This is a genomic window from Bradyrhizobium sp. PUT101, assembly GCF_052043945.1.
Classification (GTDB): domain Bacteria; phylum Pseudomonadota; class Alphaproteobacteria; order Rhizobiales; family Xanthobacteraceae; genus Bradyrhizobium.
On the sequence record NZ_CP197207.1, the window covers coordinates 7,039,804 to 7,063,885 of the forward strand.

The window sequence follows — 24,082 nt, forward strand, 5'->3', positions numbered from 1 at the left end:
CATGGCTGAAACGGCAAAGCCGAGTCTGCGAGATATGGAGTCCCAGCAGATGAGAAAGCTCATCTCTCTGGCCAGGGACCGCAACCGGAATGCCGACAGGGGCGGTTCTGCCGCCATTCCTGTGGTGGCGCGCGACGGATCATTGGAGATGTCCTTTGCGCAGCAGCGGCTCTGGCTGCTGGCGCAACTCGATGGTGCCAATTCCAGCTATCACATTCGTGGAGCATTGCGACTTTCGGGCGAGCTCGATGTCGAAGCGTTGCGCCGGAGCATCGACGGTTTGTTCGCGCGCCACGAAGCGTTGCGCAGCGTCTTTCGCGTGATCGGCGAACAGCCGCGCGTGGTGCTGCTGTCCGCTGATGAGCGCGTGCCGCTGCTCGAACAAGATCTGCGCGGGCGGGACGATCGCGCGCAGGAGCTCGCGCGCCTCTGCAGCGAGGAGGCTGTTACGCCATTCGATCTCGCCGCAGGGCCATTGATCCGCGGCCGGCTGATCCGGACGGAGGAGAGGGAATATCTCTTTCTGCTCACGCAGCATCACATCGTCTCCGACGGCTGGTCGATCGGCGTGCTCGTGCGGGAGCTCGGTGCGCTCTATCAGGCTTTCGCCGCCGGTAAGGACGAGACCTTGGCGTCCTTGGCAATCCAGTATCCGGACTACGCCGCCTGGCAGCGACAATGGCTGTCGGGCGAGCGATTGCAGCGGCAAGTCGACTATTGGCGAGAGACGCTCGCGGATGCCCCTGCTGCGCTCGAACTGCCGACGGACCGGCCGCGGCCGCCGGTCAGGTCGTTCGCCGGTGCGTCCTTGCCGATCGAGATAGATGCCGAGCTCGCATCCGGCATCCGGAAACTGAGTCAGTCGCATCGCACCAGCGTTTTCATGACGGTGCTGGCAGCCTGGGCGGCGGTCCTCTCGAGGCTGTCCGGGCAGACAGATATCGTCATCGGTACGCCGACGGCCAACCGAAGTCGGCCCGAGATCGAAGGCCTGATCGGATTCTTCGTGAACATGCTGGCTGTCCGCGTCGATCTCTCGCAAGAGCCCAGCGTCGCCGAACTGCTCCACCGCGTCCGCACTGCTGCGCTAGCGGCGCAGGACCATCAGGATCTGCCGTTCGAGCAGGTCGTTGAGACAATTCAGCCCCTGCGAGGGCTGGATCAGACGCCTATTTTTCAAGTCGTGTTCGCCTGGCAGAGCAACGAAACAACGGGGACCCTCGAGCTGCCCGGCCTCACGGCCGAGGTCGCGGAGATCCCGCTCCAACAGGTTAAGTTCGATCTCGAGCTTGGTCTCGGCGAGATCGACGGACGTATCGTCGGCTCCTTGAACTACGCGACAGCGCTGTTCGACGAAGCGACGATCAAGCGTTACCGAGGCTATCTACTGGCCCTGCTGCAGGCCATGGTCGCCGACGTGGACCAAGTGGTCGATCGCGTAGATATTGTCGGGGCCGAGGAGCGCAGGCGCATACTCGAAACATGGAACGAGACCGCGACACCATTTCCCTCCGAGTGCTGCATTCACGAATTGTTTGCGGAGCAGGTAAGAAGGGCACCGGAGGCCATCGCGCTGGTATGCGAGGATGGTCGCCTGACCTACGGCGAACTCGATGCCAGAGCGAACAGGCTTGCGCGGCGTTTGATGGTCCTGGGGGTGATGCCGGACCAGCCCGTCGCAATCTGCCTGCCGCGCGGTATTGCCATGGTGGTGAGCCTGCTGGCCGTGCTGAAGGCGGGCGGCGCCTATCTGCCGCTCGATCCCGCCTATCCGGCGGAGCGGCTGTGCCAGATCGTCGACGACGCCAGGCCTCGCCTGCTGATCGCTGACGAGGCGGGCCGCGCGATATTTTTGGACAGGAGCTGCGAGATCGTCGATCCCGACGTGAACGCATCCATCGTCTCAGGGCAGGCGACGTCGGACCCGAACGGGCTCGTCAAAGGACTGACCTCGCGAAGCCTCGCCTACATTATCTACACGTCCGGCTCGACCGGCCGGCCGAAGGGGGTGATGGTAGAGCACCGTGGCCTGGTGAATCTGGCGCTGGCTCAGCGGGCGCTGTTCGAGGTCAATTCGCACGCCCGCGCCGTGCAGTTTGCCTCGTTCAGCTTCGACGCCAGCATCTGGGAAGTGGTCATGGCGCTGTGCTCGGGCGCTGCGCTATTTCTGGCTGGTCCCCGCGAGCATCAGGACGCGTCGGAATTGCTTGACTACCTCGCGGACAACGCGATCACGCATGCGACCTTGCCGCCGGCGATGCTGCACGGACGTACCGATCTCGACCGCTTGGCCTCGCTGCGGGTCCTCGTCCTGGCCGGCGAACTGCCCAAAGCCGAGCTGATCAAGGGATTGCCTGCTGGCGTTGCCGTTTTCAACGGTTACGGGCCGACGGAAGCAACGGTCTGCGCCACGAGCTGGCTGCGGCCGGCGGACTTTGACGGAGACGCTGCTCCGATCGGTCGCCCGCTGCCGAATGCGCGGATCTATCTTCTGGATCGGTTTGGGGCGCCCGTTCCGCTCGGCACGGTGGGCGAAATTTGGATTGGCGGAGCCGGTGTTGCGCGCGGCTATCTCAACCGTGCCGACCTGACGGCGGAGCGTTTCCTGCACGATCCCTTCCACGGCGATGCGGACGCGCGCATGTATCGCACCGGCGATCTCGGGCGTTATCTGCCGGACGGCAATATCGCGTTTCTCGGCCGAAACGACCATCAGGTCAAGATTCGCGGCTTCCGTATCGAGCTCGGCGAGATTGAGTTTCGTCTCAACGAGCACGCCGACGTGGCCGATTCAGTTGTGCAGATCCACCGGGATCATGGCGGCGACACGCGGCTGGTTGCCTACGTGGCTGCGCGTCGCAGCGACGGCGCAGGGCCCGACGCCGGAGAATTTGCCGGCGCGATGCGCGATCATCTGCGTGCGTGCCTGCCAGACTATATGGTGCCGTCAGCCTTCGTACGCCTCGCCGCACTGCCGCTCACGCCAAATGGCAAGGTCGATCGCAAGGCGCTGCCGGCTCCGGAGGACGATGCGTTTGCGCGGCGCGGGTTCGAACCGCCGCGGGGGGATGTTGAGCAGATCGTCGCGAATGTCTGGGCTGAGCTTTTGGGCGTCGATCGGATCGGGCGTAACGACCACTTCTTCGAGCTCGGGGGCCACTCGCTGCTGGCGGTTCGCATGCTGGAGCGGTTGCGGCGGCATGCGCTGAGAGCGCAGGCGCGTGCGCTGTTCGCAAAGCCGGTGCTGGCAGACTTTGCTGCCAGCCTCGGTGGCGGTGGAGCAGTCGACGTTCCTGTCAACCGGATCACCCGGCAGGCGATGGCGATCACGCCCGAATTGTTGTCGCTGATCGCGTTGACGCAATCCGACATCGACACCATTGTGGCCGGCGTTCCAGGCGGCGTTGCCAACATCCAGGACATCTACGGCCTCTCGCCGCTTCAGGATGGTATCCTCTTTCACCATCTGCTGTCGAAGGAGGGCGATCCATATCTGCTGGTCGGCCAGATGGCATTTTCCAGCCGTGATCTGCTCGATCGCTATCTCGACGCGGTGCGGCAGGTGGTCGACCGCCATGACATTCTGCGAACGTCCATCGTGTGGAACGGCTTGTCCACGCCGGCACAGGTGGTCTGGCGGCAGGCGCCCTTGGTTGTCAGCGAGGTCGTGCTGGATGGCGAAGGTCCCGCGGATCAGCAGCTCGCGCGACGGTTCGATCCACGTCTCCATCGGATCGATCTTGGCGAGCCTCCGCTGCTGCGATTTGCAGTCGCCGCCGATCCGAAGGGCGGACGCTGGCTGCTCTTGGTCCTGCTGCATCACCTGATCGGCGATCACTCCACGCTGGAGGTGATGCACGATGAGGTCGGGAAGATCCTGTCCGGACGAAGGTACGAATTGCCGCCGCCATATCCGTTCCGGAATTTGGTGGCGCAGTCGCGCGCATCGGCGGCGACCGCAGAGCATGAGCACTTCTTCCGTAGCATGCTCGCCGACATCGATGAGCCGACCACGCCATTTGGACTGGACCGGGTGCACGGGGACGGCGGCGGCGTTGTGGAAGCCCGGCGGATGCTGCCCGAACAGCTGAGCGTGAGGCTTCGTGCCCAGGCGCGACGATTGGGCGTTAGCCTCGCCAGCCTTTTCCATCTCGCCTGGGGGCAGGTGGTGGCGCGAACCAGCGGGCGCGAGCACGTCGTGTTCGGGACGGTCCTGTTCGGTCGCATGCAGGCCGGCGCCGGCGGCGATCGCACCATGGGTCTGCTTATCAACACTTTGCCGCTGCGGCTCGATCTCGATGCCACGGCGGTCGAGGACAGTGTTCGAGATGCACATGGTCGGCTGACCGAGCTGATGGCGCATGAGCACGCCTCGCTGGCGCTTGCGCAACGATGTAGCGGCGTTGCGGCCCCGGCACCTCTGTTCAGCTCGATCCTCAATTATCGGCACAACGCAATGCCGGCCGATTTGGCGGCCTACGGGGACGGCTCCGGCATCGAATGGCTTGGTGGCGAAGAGCGCACCAATTATCCATTGATGCTGGCCGTCGAGGACTATGGTCAGGCGCTCGGGCTGACCGCTCAGATCGTCCGTCCGCTCTTGCCTGACCGCATCTGCGCCTTGATGCAGCAGGCGCTCGATCGATTGGTCGAGGCGCTGGAATGCTCGCCGCGCGCGCCGGTGCGAGAGGTCGACATTCTGCCTGCCGAGGAGCGCCGGCTCTTGCTGGAGGCGTGGAATCGGACCTGGGCGCATTATCCGCAAGACCAGTCGTTCGTTGCGCAATTCGAGGCCCAGGTTCGCCGGTCACCCGAGGCGATCGCGCTGGTGTTTGGCGAGTTGAGGCTGAGTTACGCTGCGCTGAACGCGCGCGCCAACGGGCTGGCGCGGCGATTGCGGGATCAGGGCGTCGGGACCGACGTGGTGGTCGGGCTGGCGCTCGAGCGCGGCGCCGAGATGCTGGTCGCGCTGCTGGCCGTGTTGAAGGCGGGCGGAGCCTATCTGCCGCTCGATCCGGATTACCCGCCGGAGCGGCTGGCCCACATGCTGCGCGACAGCGGCGCGGCGCTGGTGCTGACGCAGAAGCAGTTGCGCGATCAGTTCGCCGCCGTGCTGGAGGAGACCGGAGCCGGGGCCTGGCTGCTCGACGGGCAGGACAGCGAGGGTGCGGATGCCGGCAATCTCGATGTCGCCGTTCACGGCGAGAGCCTTGCCTATGTGATCTACACCTCGGGCTCGACCGGCCTGCCGAAGGGCGTGATGGTCCGCCACGACGCCGTGACGAACTTTCTGGCGACCATGGCGGAGCAGCCCGGGATGACGGCCGACGACCGCGTGCTCGGCCTGACCTCACTGTCCTTCGACATCGCAGTCCTGGAATTGTGGCTGCCGCTGACGATCGGCGCCTGCGTGGTGCTGGCGGATCGCGCGGCCGCGCATGATCCTGTCAGGCTCAAGGCGATCGTGGAGCTGCACGGCGTGTCCATGATCCAGGCAACGCCGTCGACCTGGCGGATGCTGCTCGATCACGAGGGGAGCTCGCTGCCGTCAAGCTGCCGGGTGCTCTGCGGCGGCGAGGCGCTGCCGCCGGATCTGGCGCGGCGGCTGGTGGAGCAGGCCGGCGAGGTCTGGAACCTGTACGGCCCGACCGAGACCACGGTGTGGTCGGCGCGCCATCGGCTCGATGCCATGGACGATCGTCCGCTGCTCGGCGGTCCGATCGGCAACACCACGCTGCACATTCTCGACGGCGACCTCAATCTGGCGCCGGTCGGCGTCGCCGGCGAGCTCTATATCGGCGGTAGCGGGCTGGCCCGTGGCTATTGGCAGCGCGGTGCGCTGACGGCGGAGCGCTTCATCCCCGACCCGTTCGGTCCGCCGGGAGCGCGGCTCTATCGCACCGGTGACGTGGCGCGGTGGCGATCCGACGGCGTGCTCGACTATGTCGGCCGTGCCGACCACCAGGTGAAGATCCGCGGCTTCCGCATCGAGCTCGGCGAGATCGAGGCGCGGCTATTGGCACAGGGCGCCCGCGCGGCCGTGGTGGTGGCGCGCGAGGCCGGCGCCGGCCGCCAGCTGGTCGGCTATGTCAGCGGCGAAGCGTTGGACGGAATTGCACTCAAGGCGGCCTTGTCCTCGGTGCTGCCGGATTACATGGTCCCGGCGCGGATCGTGGTGCTGGAGCGTCTGCCGCTGACGCCGAACGGCAAGATCGACCGCAAGGCGCTGCCGGCACCGGATCAGCTCACAGCGTCAATCGAGCACATCGCGCCGCGCACGCCCGTCGAGGCGGCGCTGGCAGCGATCTGGGCCGATCTGCTGCGCCAGCCCAATATCGGCGTCACCGACAATTTCTTCGAGCTCGGTGGCGATTCTCTGATCGCCGTGCAGCTCGTCAGCCGCATCAAGCGCGATCTCGGCCACGACCTGCCGCTCAACCGTCTGTTTGAAATGACGACCGTTGAAACCATGGCGGCAGCGCTGGGCCTTGAGAGCGAGATCGACAAGCGAAGCGGCGACATCGCCGCGATGCTCGACATGTTGAAGGAAGTCGAACTGTCCGATGAGTGACACGGCAACCACGCAGAAGCAGCAACTGCGCGACATCTCACGGCGCCTGATGCGGCTCGACGCCGGCAAGCAGCACGCGTTCCTGTCGCAGCTCGCGGCCAAGGGCGTCAACCTCGCCATGCTGCCGATCGTACGTCAGGAGCGCAAGCGGGCACCGCTGTCCTTCGCGCAATCGCGCCTCTGGTTCTTGTGGCGGATGGATCCGGGCAGCGCCGCCTACAACATCTCGGCGACGGTGCGCGTGCGCGGTAGGCTGCAACCCCGCGCGCTCCAACAGGCGTTCGATGCTATCGTTGCCCGCCACAGTGCGCTTCGCACGGTGTTTCGGCAGGAAGGAGAGCAAGCCGAACAGGTCATCCGCGAGCCACAATCGATCGCATTGCGGCACCTGACGCTCGACGGCGATGACCGCGAAGGGCAGGCGCGCTTGCTGGCGCAGCAGGAAGCTTCGCTGCCGTTCGATCTCGAAGCGGGTCCGCTGATGCGCGCGGCGTTGCTGACTCTAGAAGAGGGCGATCACTTCCTCGTCGTCAGCCTGCACCATATCGTGACCGACGGCTGGTCGACGGGCGTTCTGGTTGACGAATTCTGGACGCTGTACGCTGCGTTCGCGTGCGGTCAGACACCGGCCCTGCCGGAGCCGGAGATCGATTATGCCGATTACGCTGAATGGCAGCGGCTCTGGATGAGCGCGGTCGATGGCGAGCGGCAGGTCGAATACTGGACCAGGCGTCTTGCCGATCCGGCCGTGCTCCAGCTGCCGATCGATCGCGCGCGGCCGGCGGTTCCGGACCTTGCGGGGTCGGCACGCAGAGTACAGCTCGATCCGGCGTTGGCCGATGGCTTGCTCACTCTCGCGCGGCGACACCGCACGACGCTGTTCACCGTCATGCTGGCGAGCTTCAAGCTGCTGCTCTATCGTTACACGGGCCAATCCGACATCAACATCGGCGTGCCCGTCGCCAATCGGCACCGCGACGAAACGCGCGGAGTGATCGGCTTGTTCATCAACACCCAGGTGCTTCGCACGCAGATCGATGGCCGCGCAGGGATCGCGGATTTCATTGCGGCGGTCCATACGGCCACGATCGAGGCACAGGAGAACCAGGACCTTCCATTCGAGCGACTGCTCGAGATTCTCCAGCCGACGCGCAGCCTGAGCCAGAACCCGCTCTTTCAGGTCCTCTACAATCATCAACGACGCCGGGCGTCGGGCAATCCACCCGATCGGACCGGTCTCCAGATCGAGACGATTGATGCCCACGTTGACACGGTCAAGTTCGACCTAGCGCTTGATACCGACGAGGGGCCGTCGGGCGAAATCCGCGCGATCTTCACCTACGCGACAGCACTGTTCGAGGCGGCGACGATCGAGCGTCTTGCTGCGCACTGGACCACGATCCTGAAGGCGATGGTCGCCGACGATACGCAATCGATCGCCAATGTGGCGCTGCTGTCCGAACGGGAGCTGGAGAGATTGCGTCAATGGAACCGCGCCGACGGGGGAACGACAAGCACATCGTTCACGCCGGTGCACCGGACGGTTGCACGGCTGGCTGCCGAAACGCCGAATGCGCCGGCGCTGGTCTTCGGTGACGATGAGATTACCTATGCCGAGCTTAACCGTCGCGCCAATCGCCTCGCGCACCACCTGATGCGCTTGGGCGTCGGGCGCTCCGATCTCGTCGGCGTCTCGGCTCGACGTTCGCCGTATCTCATCGTGGCGCTGCTGGCGATCTTGAAGGCCGGTGCAGCCTATCTGCCGCTTGATCCCGAGCACCCGGCCAGGCGGCAGATCGGCACCATGCGCGATGCTGGCGCGCGTGTCGTGCTGGTTGACGCGAACGGCTCGGCGCTGACGCCGCCACCATCCGGCGTCGAGATCGTTCCGCTCGGTGCAATCGATCTCGCGGGGGAAAGCGAAAGCGATCCGGAGATCGCGCTGGCCACAACCAGCCTTGCCTATGTGATCTACACCTCCGGCTCCACCGGCATCCCCAAGGGCGTTGCGGTCGAGCACGGTCCGTTCGCGATGCACTGCGAGGCCACGGCCGGGCTCTACGACATGGACCGGCAGTCGCGCGAGCTGCACTTCCTGTCCTTCACCTTCGATGGTGCGCATGAGCGGCTCTGGACCGCGCTGACCTGCGGCGCGGCGCTCGTGATGCGCGATGCTGATTTGTGGTCGGCCGAGCAGACCATCGAGGCTTTGCGTCGGCAGCGCGTCACCAACGCCGGATTTCCACCCGCCTATCTGCAACAGCTCGCCGAGTTCGCACTGTGGCGCGGCGATCCGCCGCCCGTGGAGCTCTACTCGTTCGGCGGCGAGGCGATGCCCAAGGCAGGCTTCGACAAGGTCAAGCGCGCGCTCAAGCCGCGGACGTTGATCAACGGTTACGGCCCGACCGAAACCGTGGTGACGCCGCTGGTCTGGAAGGTCGCTGCCAGCGAGGAGATCGATGGCAATTACGCGCCGATCGGTCGTCCGGTAGGGCGCCGCTCGGCCTACATTCTGGACAATGATCTCAACATCGTTCCGGCCGGCGTGACTGGTGAGCTGTTCATCGGCGGCGAGGGACTGGCGCGCGGATATTGGCGGCGCGCCGAGCTGACGGCTGCGCGCTTCGTCCCTGATCCGTTCGGCGCGCCAGGCGCGCGGCTCTATCGTACCGGCGATCTGGCGCGGTGGCGCGTCGATGGCGTGATCGAGTATGTCGGCCGTTTCGATCATCAGGTGAAGATCCGCGGCTTCCGGATCGAGCTCGGCGAGATCGAGGCGTGGCTGATGCGACAGGCCGGCGTGCAGTCGGCCGTCGTGGTTGCCCGCGAATCCGGCGTCGGCCGCCAGCTGGTCGGCTATGTCGCCGGCGATGCGGGGGGCGACGAAGCGGCGATGCGGACGGCGCTCTTGCAGGAGCTGCCGGACTACATGGTGCCAACCCGCATCATCCGGCTCGAGCGGCTGCCGCTCACCACGCACGGCAAGGTCGACCGCGACGCGTTGCCCGCGCCCGAAACACCCATGGCGACGGCAGCGCATGTGGCGCCGCGCTCCGACGCCGAGACGGTGCTCGCTGCCATCTGGGCCGAGCTGCTCGGCCAACCCGTCATCGGCGTTGCGGACAATTTTTTCGAGCTTGGCGGCGATTCCATCATCTCGTTGCAATTGGTTGGCCGCGCCCGCCGGGCAGGCTTGCTTATCGAGCCGCGTGACGTCTTTCGGCATCAGACCTTGCAGGATCTGGCGCAGGCGGCGCGGCGCGAATACAAGGCGGAACGTACCGGTCCTGAAGTTGATATCGAGGGACGCGAGCATCCGCTACTGCCGATTCAGTTGCGGTTCTTCGGCGAGGCCGCAGGGAACCGCCATCACTGGAACCAGGCCGTCCTGTTGATGCCGAAATGGCGGCTGGATTGGAGACTTGTCGAACGCACGCTCGCCGCTCTCGTCGCTCATCACGCGGCCTTGCGCCTGCGCTTCGATGAAATAGAGGGCAGCTGGCGTGCCACCTACGGCGCAGCGCCGGCAACGTCAGAGCTGCTTTGGATTCGCGGCGACATCCGCGATGCTGCCGAGGTCACGGAGATCGCCTCGTCGGCTCAGGCCAGTCTGTCGTTGGCTGGGCCGCTGCTGCGTCTGGTCGGTATGGACCTCGCAGACGGTAGCCAGCGCCTTCTGGTGGTGGTGCATCATCTCGTCATTGACGGCGTGTCATGGCGCGTGCTGCTCGAGGATTTTGCGACGGTGTACGATCAGCTTCGACAAGGTGCGGCTTCGGTCGCGCTGGCGGGAAGCGAGCCTTATGCATCCTGGGGCGCGCGGTTGCAGGCCTATGCCGGTACCGATGAGCTGGCGGCCGAGTTCGGCTATTGGCTCGAACGAGGGTCGGATGCTGTGGTTCCCTGCGACGATGATCATGGCGAGGTCGACCGGGTTGCCGACGGCGACGAAATCCAGCTGACATTCGACGCGGGATTGACCGCGCAGCTGTTGAAGGAGGCACCATCCGCCTATCGGACGCAGGTCAATGATCTCCTGCTCGCGGCACTTGCGCGAGCCGTGTCGCGCTGGAGTGGAATCCAGGGTGTCGTCGTCGAGCTCGAGGGGCATGGACGCGAGGACGTCTTCGCGGATGCGGACGTGTCCCGCACCGTTGGCTGGTTCACCACGGCCTTTCCGGTGCGTTTGCCGGGCGGCTCCGGTGACGACGCTGCGTTGATCAAATCGGTCAAGGAGGAGCTTCGCCGCGTTCCCAACCGCGGGCTGGGTTACGGCGTCCTGCGCCATCTCGGTACCGAGGCGCAGCGTGACGCGTTGAGCGCGCCCGCCGAACCGCGCATCGTCTTTAACTATCTCGGCCAGTTCGACTCCAGCATGGGCGAAAATGCGCCGTTTAGGCTCGCGCCCGAGAGCTCCGGGCCGATGCGCAGCGACGGCGCGCCGCTTGGCCGCTGGCTGAGCATCAACGGCCAGGTCGGCCAAGGACGATTGCGCCTGTCGTTCAGCTATGGCCGCAGGCGTTACCGACGAGCGACGATCGAGCGTCTCGCGGAGCATTATGCTGCGGCCCTGCGCGAACTGCTCGCGCATTGCACGGGTGGCGCCCGCGGCGTGACGCCGTCGGACTTCACGTTGTCGGACTTGAGCCAGGCTGATCTCGACGCGCTGGTCGCAGCGATCGACTGTCGCGAGGTCGAGGACATCTATCCGCTGTCGCCGATGCAGCAAGGCATGCTGTTCCACGCTCTGCGTGATGGGGAAAGCGGCAATTACGTCAACCAGATCAGCCTGGAGATCCGTGGCCTCGATGCCGGCAGGCTGCGCGCAGCCTGGCACGAGGTCAGCGCGCGGCACGCCGTGCTGCGGACCGGATTTGCGTGGCGCGAGCTGTCAGGGGCGGCACAGCAGGTAGTCTATCGCTCCGCGCATTTGCCATTTGAGGAAGAAGACTGGCGCGCGCTGGCGGTCACCATGGACGATGAAGAGCTCCGGGCCGCGCTGGCGCGCGTCTCGCAAGCTGAGCGCGCCAAGGCATTCGATTTGTCGCAGGCGCCGCTGCAACGAGTACGGCTGATTCGGCTCGACGACGCACGCCACTGGTTGGTCTGGACGCACCACCATATCCTGCTCGACGGCTGGAGCGCGGCGCGTCTGATGGCCGAGATCCTGCAGCACGAACGCGGCGAGCGGCTGGCCTCCGTGCGGGGCCGCTATCGCGACTACATCGCGTGGCTGCAAAGGCAGGATCGCGAGGCGTCGACCTCGTTCTGGCGTTCCGCGTTAGCAGAACTGGAGGAGCCCAGTTTCCTTGCGGACACGCTGGGAGGGCCTGCAACCCACGGTGCCTCCGGCCATGGCTCGCTGGACCTGCTTCTCACGGCGGACCTGACGGCAAGCTTGCAGGCGTTCGCCAGGCGCGAGCGCGTCACGCTGAACACGCTGGTGCAAGGCGCGTGGGCGCAGCTGCTGCGTCGTCACACCGGCCAGCGCACGGTCTGTTTCGGCGCGACGGTGTCGGGCCGGCCTGCCGAGATCAGCGGCGCAGAAGACATGGTCGGCCTGTTCATCAACACGCTGCCCGTCGTCGATCAGGCAAACCCACAAGAGGAGGTGGGAGCGTGGCTACGCGAACTCCAGGCGCGCAACATGGATCTGCGCGATCACGGCTGGATGCCGCTCTACGAAATTCAGCGTCTAGCCGGCCGCTCCGGGCGTGCGCTGTTCGACAATATACTCGTGTTCGAGAACTACCCAATCGATCAGGCGCTGCGAGGCGAGAGCGAAAGCGGTTGTCGGTTCGGCCGGGTCGAGCAGGTCTCAATCACCAATTATGCACTGACGGTAGCGGTGTTCGCCAAGTCAGACGGCATCAATCTGGGCTTTCGCTACGATCGCGGCCGGTTCGATGACGACCAGATAAGATACCTGCAAGTCTCGCTGTCGCGGCTGCTGGCCAGGATCGTGGCGGACGCGTCTCGGCCGCTTGGCGCGCTCGGTGGCCTGGATGGCGACGAGAGTCAAAAAGTGCTCGGCTGGAGCGGCCGCGTTGAGCGGGCTCCGACGTGTAGTGTCACTATCGTCCAGCAGATCGAAGCACGGGCCGAGACTTCGCCGTCTTCGATCGCGTTGGTTTTCGGCGACCGCGAGATCAGTTATGGCGAGCTGAACGCGCGCGCCAATCGTCTGGCGCGGCGGCTGCGAGATCATGGGATCGGTCGCGATCGGCTGGTTGGATTGGCGCTCGAACGCAGTGTCGAATTGATCGTCTCTGTCCTGGCTGTGCTGAAGGCCGGCGGCGCTTATTTGCCGCTCGATCCCGACTATCCGTCCGATCGCCTTCTTTACATGCTGCGCGACAGCGGAGCAGCGCTGGTGCTGAGCCAGGAGCGGCTCTTGATGCATCTGGCGCCAGTGATCGCGGATGCGAACGCCGAAGCCTGGACCATCGACCGAGAGGACGAAGCTCGCACCGAAGAGTGCGCGGGCAATCCCGATGCAGCGCTTCATCCGGACAACCTGGCCTATGTGATGTACACGTCGGGGTCGACCGGCGTGCCGAAGGGCGTGGCATGCTCGCATCGCGCGCTCGTGGCGCGGCTCGGCTGGATGCAGGCGGAGTATCGTCTCGGTCCCGGTGAGACCTTGCTGCACAAAACGCCGTTCAGCTTCGACGTCTCGGTCTGGGAGATTCTGTGGCCGCTCGCGACCGGTGCGCGACTTGCGATTGCGGCTCCCGGGGCGCATCGCGAGCCGCGGCTTCTGGTGGATGCGGTTATCGCCCATGACGTGACGACGCTGCATTTCGTGCCGCAGATGCTCGAGCATTTCGTGACCGAGCCCGGCGCAACGCGCTGCACCTCGCTCAAGCGCCTGTTTGCCGGCGGCGAGGCGCTGTCGCTCGAACTGATGAGACGCGTCCTCGCTGCGTTTCCCAGCGTCCGGTTCGACAATCGCTACGGTCCGACCGAAGCCCTGATCAACGCCACCTACTGGACCTGTCGCGACGAGGGTGCGGCGCGCGTGCCGATCGGGCGGCCTATTCCCGGCGTGACGATTCGCATTCTCGACACAGATCTGAACATGGTTCCGGAGGGCGTGACCGGCGACTTGTTCATAGGCGGGGCGGGTTTGGCGCGGGGCTATTTGCAGCGCGAAAAGCTGACGGCGGAGCGCTTTATTCCCGATCCCTTCGGCCAGGCCGGCGAGCGGCTCTACCGGTCGGGAGATCTGGCGCGCTGGCGGGCCGATGGCGCGATCGACTATGTCGGGCGTGCGGATCACCAGATCAAGGTTCGTGGCTTTCGCATCGAGCTCGGCGAAATCGAGGCTCGGCTGCTCGAGCTGCCCGGCGTTCGCTCCGCGGTCGTGGTGGCGCGAGAGATCGGCGCCGGTCGGCAGCTGGTCGGCTACGTCAGCGGCGCGGGTGGATTGGAAGAGGCGGGCCTGCGGAGGGCGCTGTCGGCCGTCTTGCCGGATTACATGGTGCCGCCGAGAATTGCGGTGCTGGAGCGCCTGCCGTTGATGCCGAGCGGCAAGGTGGATCGCCATATGCTGCCGGTGCCCGACGCGGCCCATGGAAGTGCGGAGCATCAGGCGCCATGCACGTCGGCCGAGATCGCCTTTGCGGCGATCTGGGCCGAGCTGCTCGGCCAGCCGGCCGTCAGCGTCAGTGATAATTTCTTCGAGCTCGGGGGCGATTCCATCATCTCGCTCCAGATGGTGAGCCGCGCCCGGCGCGCCGGATACCTGATCGAACCGCGCGACGTATTTCAGCATCAGACGCTGGAAGCGCTCGCGCTCGCGGCGCGGACCGAACAGCGCAGCGAGGCGCTTGCCGATCAGGCACCGATTACCGGTCCGCATCCGCTGTTGCCGATTCAGTATCGCTTCTTTGCGGAAGAGGCGGGAAATCGCGATCATTGGAACCAGGCGGTATTGCTGCGGCCAAGAGACCGCGTCGACTGGGACGTGATGCGGCGCGCACTTGTCGCCGTGGTCGATCATCACGACGCGCTGCGTCTGCGCTTTGAGGAGAGGCGGGGGAGCTGGCATGCTGAGCACGGCGCCGCTCCGGCCGCGGACGGGCTGCTCTGGGTCCGGCGCGCGGCCGACCGCGACGCCGTGACGGCGCTGGCATCCTCGGCGCAGGCAAGCCTGTCGATCTCCAGCGGGGTGCTGTTGCGAGCCGTCGGCATCGATGTCGCCGATGGCAGCCAGCGTTTTCTGATCGTGATCCACCATTTGGTTGTCGACGGCGTGTCATGGCGAATTCTGCTGGAAGACATCGCTTCCGTGTACACGCAGCTTGCACAAGGCGACGCCACGGTCGCGCTTCCGCCCAAGAGCCACGCCTACGCGCTGTGGGGACAGCGCTTGCGGGCCTACGCAACGTCGCCCGAACTGGCGACGGAACTGTCCTATTGGAGCGGCCGCCGCGCGAATGCGGATATTCCCTGCGATGTCGATCATGCCAGCATCGATCGCTTTGCGGATGCCGATGAGGTCCTGCTGTCGTTCGAAGGTGAATGGACGCAGCGGCTGCTCACCGAAGCGCCGTCGGCCTATCGCACGCAGATCAACGATCTCCTTCTTGCCGGTCTTGCGCGCGCCGTCTGGCAGTGGAGCGGACAGGACGACGTGCTCGTCGAGCTGGAGGGGCATGGCCGCGAGCACATCCCGGGCGATCTCGACCTCTCGCGCACGGTCGGCTGGTTCACGACGGCGTTCCCCGTGCGACTGACCAGCGGCTCGCAAGAGTGCTCGCTGTTGATCAAGTCCGTGAAGGAGGAGCTTCGCGGAATTCCCGGTCGAGGGCTAGGTTACGGCGTGTTGCGCCATCTCGGCTCCGAAGAGCAGCGCATGGAGCTGTCGCACGTCGGGGAGCCGAAGATTGCCTTCAACTATCTCGGCCAGATCGACAGCGGTGATGATGAGACGGCGCTGTTTGCGATGGCTGCGGAAAGCGCCGGCCCGTCGCGGGATGCAGCAAGCGCGCTGCGACGCTGGCTGAACGTGAACGGGACCGTGCGCGATGGCCAGTTGCGGCTGTCGTTCAGCTTCGGCCGCAAGCGCTATCGGCGCGAGACGGTCGAGAGACTGGCCGCATTGTACGAGGCGGCATTGCGTGAGCTGATCGAACACTGCACCGGCGGCGCCTGCGGCCTGACGCCATCCGACGTCGCATTGTCGGGGCTCGGTCAGGCCGAGCTCGATGGACTCGCGCTCGATTGGCGCGAGATCGAGGACGTCTATCCATTGTCGCCGATGCAGCAGGGCATGTTGTTCCATGCGATGCACGACGGCGAGAGGGGACTCTACGTCAATCAGGTCGCGGCGGAAGTTCGCGGCCTGGATGCCGCTAAATTGCGCCGCGCCTGGCAGGCGGCCAGCGATCGCCATGCGGTGCTGCGGACCGGATTCGTCTGGCGCGACCTGTCCGGCGCGCCGCAACAGGTTGTCTATCGATGGGCCGAAGTGCCCTTTGTCGAGGATGACTGGCGAGCACGGAGTGTCGCATGGGACCAAGCGCAACTAGATGCAGCGCTGGCCGACGTCTCGCGGCAGGAGCGGTCCGCGGGGTTCGACCTGTCACGGCCGCCCTTGCAGCGGGTCCGGCTGATCCGACTTGGCGAAGATCGGCATTGGTTGATCTGGACGCATCATCATATCCTGCTCGACGGGTGGAGTTCGGCGCGGTTGATCGCTGAGGTGATGCAGCATAACGGCGAGCGGCGTCTGCCGGCCTTGCAGCACCGTTACCGCGACTATATCGCGTGGCTGAAGAGCGTTGATAGCGATGCATCGGCGGTGTTCTGGCGCAATGCGACGGCTGGGCTGGATGAGCCGAGTTTCCTGGCGGAAGGCTTAGTCGAACGGGCAGGCCCGCAAGCGTCCGGCCACGGCATGCTTGCGCTGGAGCTGGAGTCTGCCCTGACCGCACGGCTGCAGGCATTTGCGGCGCGCGAGCGAATCACAATGAATACGCTGGCGCAGGCGGCATGGGCGCAGTTGCTGCGACAGTATACCGGGCAGAGGACGGTTTGCTTCGGTGTCACGGTATCAGGCAGGCCGCCTGAGCTTGCCGGGGCTGAAGAAATGGTCGGCCTGTTCATCAACACATTGCCGGTCATCGACGGCGTCAGTCCGCAGCAGACCGTCGGCGCATGGTTGCGCGAGTTGCAGGATCGCAATCTGGCCGTGCGCGAATTCGGCTCGACGCCGCTCTATGAGATCCAGCGCCTGGCAGGGCGTCCCGGGCGGCCGTTGTTCGATAGCATCCTGGTGTTCGAGAACTACCCGGTTGACCACGCGCTGATTGGGACGAACCGGCAAATCCAGGTCAGCAAGACCCTGATCGTCGAGACCAGCAATTACCCGCTATTTGCGAGCGTCGGGGGCGATGAGCGTCTGCGCCTCGTCTTCAATTATCAGCGCAAGCATTTTGACGAAGCGCAGATCGCCCGGCTGCAGCAAGTCTTTATGCGGTTGATCGAAGCGCTGAGCGTGGATGCAGATCGACCGGTCGGCATGATCGCGGTCCGCGATCCCGCGGATGACGTCCTACTAGCGCGGGCGAACGACACGCGCCGAGATGAGTCGCACGAGGGAATCGTTGCGCAGTTCGAGGCCCAGGTTCGCCGGTCACCCGAGGCGATCGCGCTGGTGTTTGGCGAGTTGAGGCTGAGTTACGCCGCGCTGAACGCGCGCGCCAACGGGCTGGCGCGGCGATTGCGGGATCAGGGCGTCGGGACCGACGTGGTGGTCGGGCTGGCGCTCGAGCGCGGCGTCGAGATGCTGGTCGCGCTGCTGGCCGTGTTGAAGGCGGGCGGAGCCTATCTGCCGCTCGATCCGGATTACCCGCCGGAGCGGCTGGCCCACATGCTGCGCGACAGCGGTGCGGCGCTGGTGCTGACGCGGACGGACTTGCGCGATCAGTTCGCCGCCGTGCTGGAGGAGACCGGAGCCGAGGCCTGGCTGCTCGACGGGCAGGACGGCGGGGCCGGGGAGGCCGGCAATCTCGATGTCGCCGTTCACGGTGAGAGCCTTGCCTATGTGATCTACACCTCGGGCTCGACCGGCCTGCCGAAGGGCGTGATGGTCCGCCACGCCGCCGTGACCAATTTCCTGGCGACCATGGCGGAACAGCCCGGCATGACGGCCGACGACCGCGTGCTCGGCCTGACCTCACTGTCCTTCGACATCGCAGTCCTGGAATTGTGGCTGCCGCTGACGATCGGCGCCTGCGTGGTGCTGGCGGATCGCGCGGCCGCGCATGATCCTGTCAGGCTCAAGGCGATCGTGGAGCGGCACGGCGTGTCCATGATCCAGGCGACGCCGTCGACCTGGCGGATGCTGCTCGATCACGAGGGGAGCTCGCTGCCGTCAAGCTGCCGGGTGCTCTGCGGCGGCGAGGCGCTGCCGCCGGATCTGGCGCGGCGGCTGGTGGAGCAGGCCGGCGAGGTCTGGAACCTGTACGGCCCGACCGAGACCACGGTGTGGTCGGCGCGCCATCGGCTCGATGCCATGGACGATCGTCCGCTGCTCGGCGGTCCGATCGGCAACACCACGCTGCACATTCTCGACGGCGACCTCAATCTGGCGCCGGTCGGCGTTGCCGGCGAGCTCTATATCGGCGGTAGCGGGCTGGCCCGTGGCTATTGGCAGCGCGGTGCGCTGACGGCGGAGCGCTTCATCCCCGACCCGTTCGGTCCGCCGGGAGCGCGGCTCTATCGCACCGGTGACGTGGCGCGGTGGCGATCCGACGGCGTGCTCGACTATGTCGGCCGTGCCGACCACCAGGTGAAGATCCGCGGCTTCCGCATCGAGCTCGGCGAGATCGAGGCGCGGCTACTGGCACAGGGCGCCCGCGCGGCCGTGGTGGTGGCGCGCGAGGCCGGCGCCGGCCGCCAGCTGGTCGGCTATGTCAGTGGCGAAGCATTGGACGGAATTGCACTCAAGGCGGCCTTGTCCTCGGTGCTGCCGGATTACATGGTGCCGGCGCGGATCGTGGTGCTGGAGCGTCTGCCGCTGACGCCGAACGGCAAGATCGACCGCAAGGCGCTGCCGGCACCGGATCAGCTCACAGCGTCAACCGAGCACGTCGCGCCGCGCACGCCGGTCGAGGCGGCGCTGGCAGCGATCTGGGCCGATCTGCTGCGCCAGCCCAATATCGGCGTCACCGACAATTTCTTCGAGCTCGGTGGCGATTCCATCATCTCGCTGCAGATGGTGAGCCGCGCGCGGCGCGAGGGCGTGCTCATCGAGCCGCGCGTTGTGTTCCGGCATCAGACCATCGAGGCGCTGATTGCGTCATCCCGCGATGCCGGCCCCGATAGGGACACCCCAGCGTCGGAGCGCGGCTCGCTGACGGGGCTGTCCAGCGAGCAGCTCGATCGGCTTAGCCTGGACTGGAACCGGATCGAGGACATCTATCCGTTGTCGCCGATGCAGCAGGGCATGCTGTTTCACAGCCTGCGCGATGCCGGCAGCGGCGTCTACGTCAACCAGGTCAGTGTGGAAATCCGGGGCCTCGATCCGGAACGCCTCCGCAGAGCATGGCGCGAAGTGAGTGCGCGCCATCAGATGCTTCGGACCGGCTTCCTGTGGCGCGAGCTCTCCGGCTCTCCGCTGCAGATCGTCCATCGCGACACCATCGTGCCGTTCGAGCAGGACGACTGGCGCGGGCAGGCGATCGGCGGCGAACGGATTGATGCTGCCCTTGCCGAAGAGCGCGCCGCCGAGTTCGATCTCCAGGCGCCGCCGCTGCAGCGGGCGCGGCTGCTGCGGCTCCAGGACGATCTGTATCGGCTGATCTGGACCTACCATCACATCCTGATGGACGGCTGGAGCTCGGCGAGGTTCGTCGGAGACGTCTTGGAGTGCTATTACGGCGGGACCCCCGCCGCGAATGCGACGCGCTACCGCGACTACATCGCCTGGCTGCTGGCGCAGGATACCAAGGCAGCCGAAGGCTTCTGGCGCGAGCAGCTCAAAGGCTTCGACCAGCCGACGCAGCTCGCCGATGCCTTCGGCGCTCGCCGCCATCAGGAATCGGGCCACGAACGCTGTTACACCCGTCTAGGAGAGAGGGCGACCGCGAAGCTGAAGGCGTTCGCGCGTCGCGAGCGGGTCACGCTGAACACCATCGTCCAAGGCGTGTGGGCGCTGCTGCTGCAGCGCTATACGGGCCAGAACACCGTGACGTTCGGCGTGACAGTGGCCGGCCGTCCGGCTGGCCTCGACGGATCGCAGCAGATGCTCGGGCTCTTCATCAACACGCTGCCCGTGATCGAAACGCTTCCGCCCGCCAGCACCATCGGAGAATGGCTGCGCGCGCTCCAGGACCGGAATTCGGCGATCCGGGATTACGAGCACACGCCACTCTATGACATCCAGGGCTGGGCAGGCCGCGCCGGCCAGACGATGTTCGACAGCATCATCGTGTTCGAGAACTATCCGATCGAACGCAGCATGCATCGCAGCGGCGACGCTCTGCAGTTCAGCGGCCTGAAGAATGTCGACGTGACGAACTATCCGATGGACCTGTCGGTGCTGGTCGAAGACACCCTTCAGGTCGAGTACACCTATATGCCAAGCCATTTCACGGCGGTGCAGGCGGAGCAAATCAAGGCGCAGTTCGAGCATCTGCTGGCGGCTCTGACGCGGGACGCCGCGGCCCTGGTCGGTAGCATCGATCCTGTCACGGAGCTCGACGATGCACTTGCAGATCGTTGCAATCGGAACGCCACGTCGAATGCTCCGCTGCCGCCGGTGCACGAGGCGATCGCCAGCCATGCGCGGCGTCATCCGGAGCGGACGGCCCTGACCATCGGCGACACGGTGCTCTCGTTCGGAGACCTCGAGAGCAGGGCCAATCGTCTGGCCCATCACCTGATCGTCCGCGGACTCAAACCCGAGCAGCGCGTCGGCGTGGTGGTCGAGCGAACTGACACCACGATGATCGCGCTGCTGGCCGTCCTCAAGGCGGGCGGGGCCTATGTCCCGCTCGATCCCGAGCTGCCATCTGAACGGCGTGCCTTCGTCATGCGCGATGCCGCAATCGGGTTCCTGTTGACGGGGCAGCTGGAGATCGAGAGCAATCTGAATGGTGTCGAGACAATCTCGCTGTCCACATTCGATTTCGACCGGGGACCGGACCATGCGCCGCAACCTGAACTGCATCCTGAAAACCTGGCCTATCTGATCTACACCTCGGGCTCGACGGGGACGCCAAAGGGCGCCGCCGTCGCCCATGGACCGCTGGCGATGCACTGTCACGTCACGGGCCGCCTCTACGAGATCGACGAAAGCTCCTGCGAGCTGCATTTCCTGTCGCTCGCCTTCGACGGCGCTCATGAACGCTGGCTGACGGTTCTATCGCACGGCGCGCGGTTGTTGATGCGTGATGCCGAATTGTGGGCGCCGGAGAAGACGGTCGAAAACCTGCGCGCCCATTGCGTCAGCCATATCGGATTGCCGCCGGCCTATCTCCAGCAGGTTGCGGAATGGGTGGAGCAGAACGGCAGTCCGCCGCCGGTCAAGCTCTACTCCTTCGGTGGCGAGGCGATGCCAAAGGCGGGCTTCGACAAGGTCAAGCGCGTGCTCAAGCCGCGCATTCTGATCAACGGTTATGGTCCGACCGAGACCGTCGTCACGCCCCTGGTCTGGAAGGTCGATGGTGCATCCGAATGCGACACGCCCTATGTGCCGATCGGAGTGCCGGTCGGAGACCGCCGCGCCTACATTCTCGATTCCACGCTCAACATCATTCCTGCCGGTGTCGCCGGTGAGCTCTATCTCGGCGGTTTCGGGCTGGCGCGCGGCTATCATGGCAGGGCCGGCATGACCGCGGAGCGGTTCGTGCCCGATCCATTTTCGGCAGTGCCGGGAGCACGGCTGTACCGCACCGGCGATCTGGCGCGATGGCGCGACGACGGCACCGTCGAATATCTTGGCCGCAGCGACGATCAGGTCAAGGTCAACGGCTTCCGGATCGAACTCGGAGAGATCCAGTCCTCGCTGCTTCGTCATGAGGCGATCGCCCAAGCGGCGGTTTTGGCGGTGCCAAGTGCGGCCGGAAATCAACTCATCGCCTATGTCGCGCCGAAGGCGGCCAACGACGTCGCGCCCGATGTGGCCGAGGCGCTGGTCGAGCGCTTGACCGGTTTCCTGAAGCAGATACTGCCGACCTATATGGTGCCGGCGCGGATCATGGTGCTGGAGCGATTGCCGACATTGTCGAGCGGCAAGATCGACCGGCGTGCACTGCCGTCCCCGGACGCGTCGATGCGGAGCTTCGTCGCGCCGCAAGGCCCGGCAGAGATTGCGATGGCGCGCTTGTGGTCCGAGATTCTAAATGTGCCGCAGGTCGGCGCCACCGACAATTTCTTCGAGCTGGGCGGTAATTCGATTCTGTGCCTCAAGGTCGTGGCGCGGCTCCGCCAGGATAAGACGTTCGGGATCGAGATCAAGCTGCGTGATCTGCTTCAGAAGCCGACGATCCGTGCGCTGCTCGCGGACAGCGGCGCCGCCGCGTCGGCGGCGCCATCGGCGCTGCTGCCGCTCAATGCTGCCGTTCGCGGCGCGAATCCGGTGTTCTGCGTGCATGGCGGTTTCGGCACGGTCTTCGATTACGGACCGCTGGCGCGCCGCCTCGAAGGGCGTCGGCAGATGATCGGCCTGCAATCCAGAATGCTGGTCGATCCATCGTGGACCGACGCCTCCCTCGAAGCCATGGCCGTGGACTACGCGGCCGAGATCCGGCGGATGCAGCCGCGCGGTCCGTACAGCCTGGTCGGCTGGTCGCTGGGAGGGCTGCTGTCCAGTCTCGTTGCGGCCGAGCTCGAGCGCGGTGGTGAGCGCGTCGATCGTCTTGCCATGGTCGACAGCTTCGTGCCGCGGCAGCCGGACGGATCGAGCCGGCCGGAAGCGATCGCCCACTGGGCGGATGATCTCGCCGGATTGCTGTCGGCGATTCTTCCGGCCGCTGCGGCCTCTCGGATCAAGGCGCAAGTCGAGGCAGCGAAGCGTGCTGACTTGCCGGAGACGCCGGAGAGCATTCGCGATCTGGTCGCGGCTGTTGTGGATGTGGAGCAGGGCAGGCAAGCGCCGTCAGACAATGCGTTGCTCGGTCCGGACGACCTGTCCGTCGCCTTCGCAGTCGGGCGGCATCTCAATAGGCTGGCCCAGAATACAGCGCTGCCGCGCGGCCTCGAAGCCACGCCGCTCTGCTGGTGGACGTCGGCTCGTCTGGCGCAGCGCGATCAGCTGGAACTGCAGCTGCCGATGGCGGTCGATCGTGGCGTCGCAGGTGATAGCCATTTCACGATCCTGAAGGATGCCGGCCTGCTCGATGAGATCTGCGGCCTGCTCGTGCCGGCGACGGCGAAGACAATCGCGCAGGATACGATTCCGGAACCGGCGGAGTAAGCCCTTGAGTCTTGATCCAGATATCGCCGCATTGCTCGAGATGGTGCAGGCCGGCACCGAGAGCGGTCTGCGCATTCCGTTTTCGCAATTGACCGCCGTGCAGGCGCGGGCCGATTTCGATGCGTCCTCGCCGCTGCTCGATGTCGATCCGCCCGCGCTTGGCTACGAGCGCCGTATGTCGCTGCGTACGCGGGATGGCGCGACGATCGAAGCGCGGCTCTACGCGAGAGCGGCGCCGAGCGATCGCAAGCCGGTTCCAGTCCTTCTCTATATGCACGGCGGCGGGTTCGTTGTCGGCAGCCTTGATTCGCATCAGCCGTTGTGCCGCGGTCTCGCCGAGGACAGTGGCGCCGCGGTGCTGTCGGTCGGCTACAGGCTTGCCCCGGAGCACAAATTTCCAACTGCCTTCGAGGATGCGGCTGATGCGCTGGCCTGGATCGGCCGCGAAGGCCGCGCGATCGGGCTCGATACGCGCCGCGTGGCCGTAGGCGGTGACAGCGCTGGCGGGACACTCGCCGCCGCGCTCGCGATCGAGGCAAAGACAAACGAGAGTCTTCCGAAGCCGGTGCTTCAGGTTCTCGCCTATCCCGGCCTCAGCTCGCGGCAGACCTCCGCGTCCTACGAACGATATGGTACCGGCCATCTCCTGGAGCGCAGCACCGTCGACTGGTTCTTCCGGCAGTATCTCCGCGATGATTCAGATCGCGACGATTGGCGCTTCGCGCCCCTTGCTGCGGACGATCTATCGGGCTTGGCTCCTGCGTTCATCGTGCTCGCGGAGTTCGATCCCCTAGCGGATGAAGGGCGCGCCTATGCGGCGCGGTTAGAGGCGGCCGGCGTTCCGGTCGATCTGCAAGTCTATCCCGGCATGATCCATGAATTCCTGCGCATGGGGAATGTCGTGGCCGATGCCTTGCAAGCGAGGGCGGCGATCGGGCAGGCGCTGGCCAATGCATTTCGTGCCGCTGGCGAAAGGGCAGCTTGATATGGAAATGCAGCGCGAACGAGGGTATGTCATGGCTGTCGTCGTCCCGCGCCCTCTCGGCCGGGAGTTCCTGAACCGTATCCCATGAGCACGTTCG

The 24,082-nt window shown here is 65.6% G+C and carries 3 protein-coding genes; all 3 read left to right on the forward strand.

Going from position 1 to position 24,082, the window contains the following annotated elements:
• The first annotated feature begins 1 nt into the window (after nucleotide 1).
• From ACSHT2_RS33445 to ACSHT2_RS33455, 3 genes are read left to right on the forward strand one after another with little or no spacing between them, the layout of a single operon-like run.
• Nucleotides 2-6,571, forward strand: coding sequence for an amino acid adenylation domain-containing protein (locus tag ACSHT2_RS33445; RefSeq protein WP_440639276.1), 6,570 nt, complete (start codon nucleotides 2-4; stop codon nucleotides 6,569-6,571).
• Nucleotides 6,564-23,000, forward strand: coding sequence for a non-ribosomal peptide synthase/polyketide synthase (locus tag ACSHT2_RS33450; RefSeq protein WP_440639278.1), 16,437 nt, complete (start codon nucleotides 6,564-6,566; stop codon nucleotides 22,998-23,000). The genes ACSHT2_RS33445 and ACSHT2_RS33450 overlap by 8 nt, the downstream gene beginning before the upstream one ends.
• Nucleotides 23,001-23,004: 4 nt before the next feature.
• Nucleotides 23,005-23,985, forward strand: a complete 981-nt coding sequence (locus tag ACSHT2_RS33455) for an alpha/beta hydrolase (RefSeq protein ID WP_440639279.1) — start codon at nucleotides 23,005-23,007, stop codon at nucleotides 23,983-23,985.
• The last annotated feature ends 97 nt before the right edge of the window (nucleotides 23,986-24,082 follow it).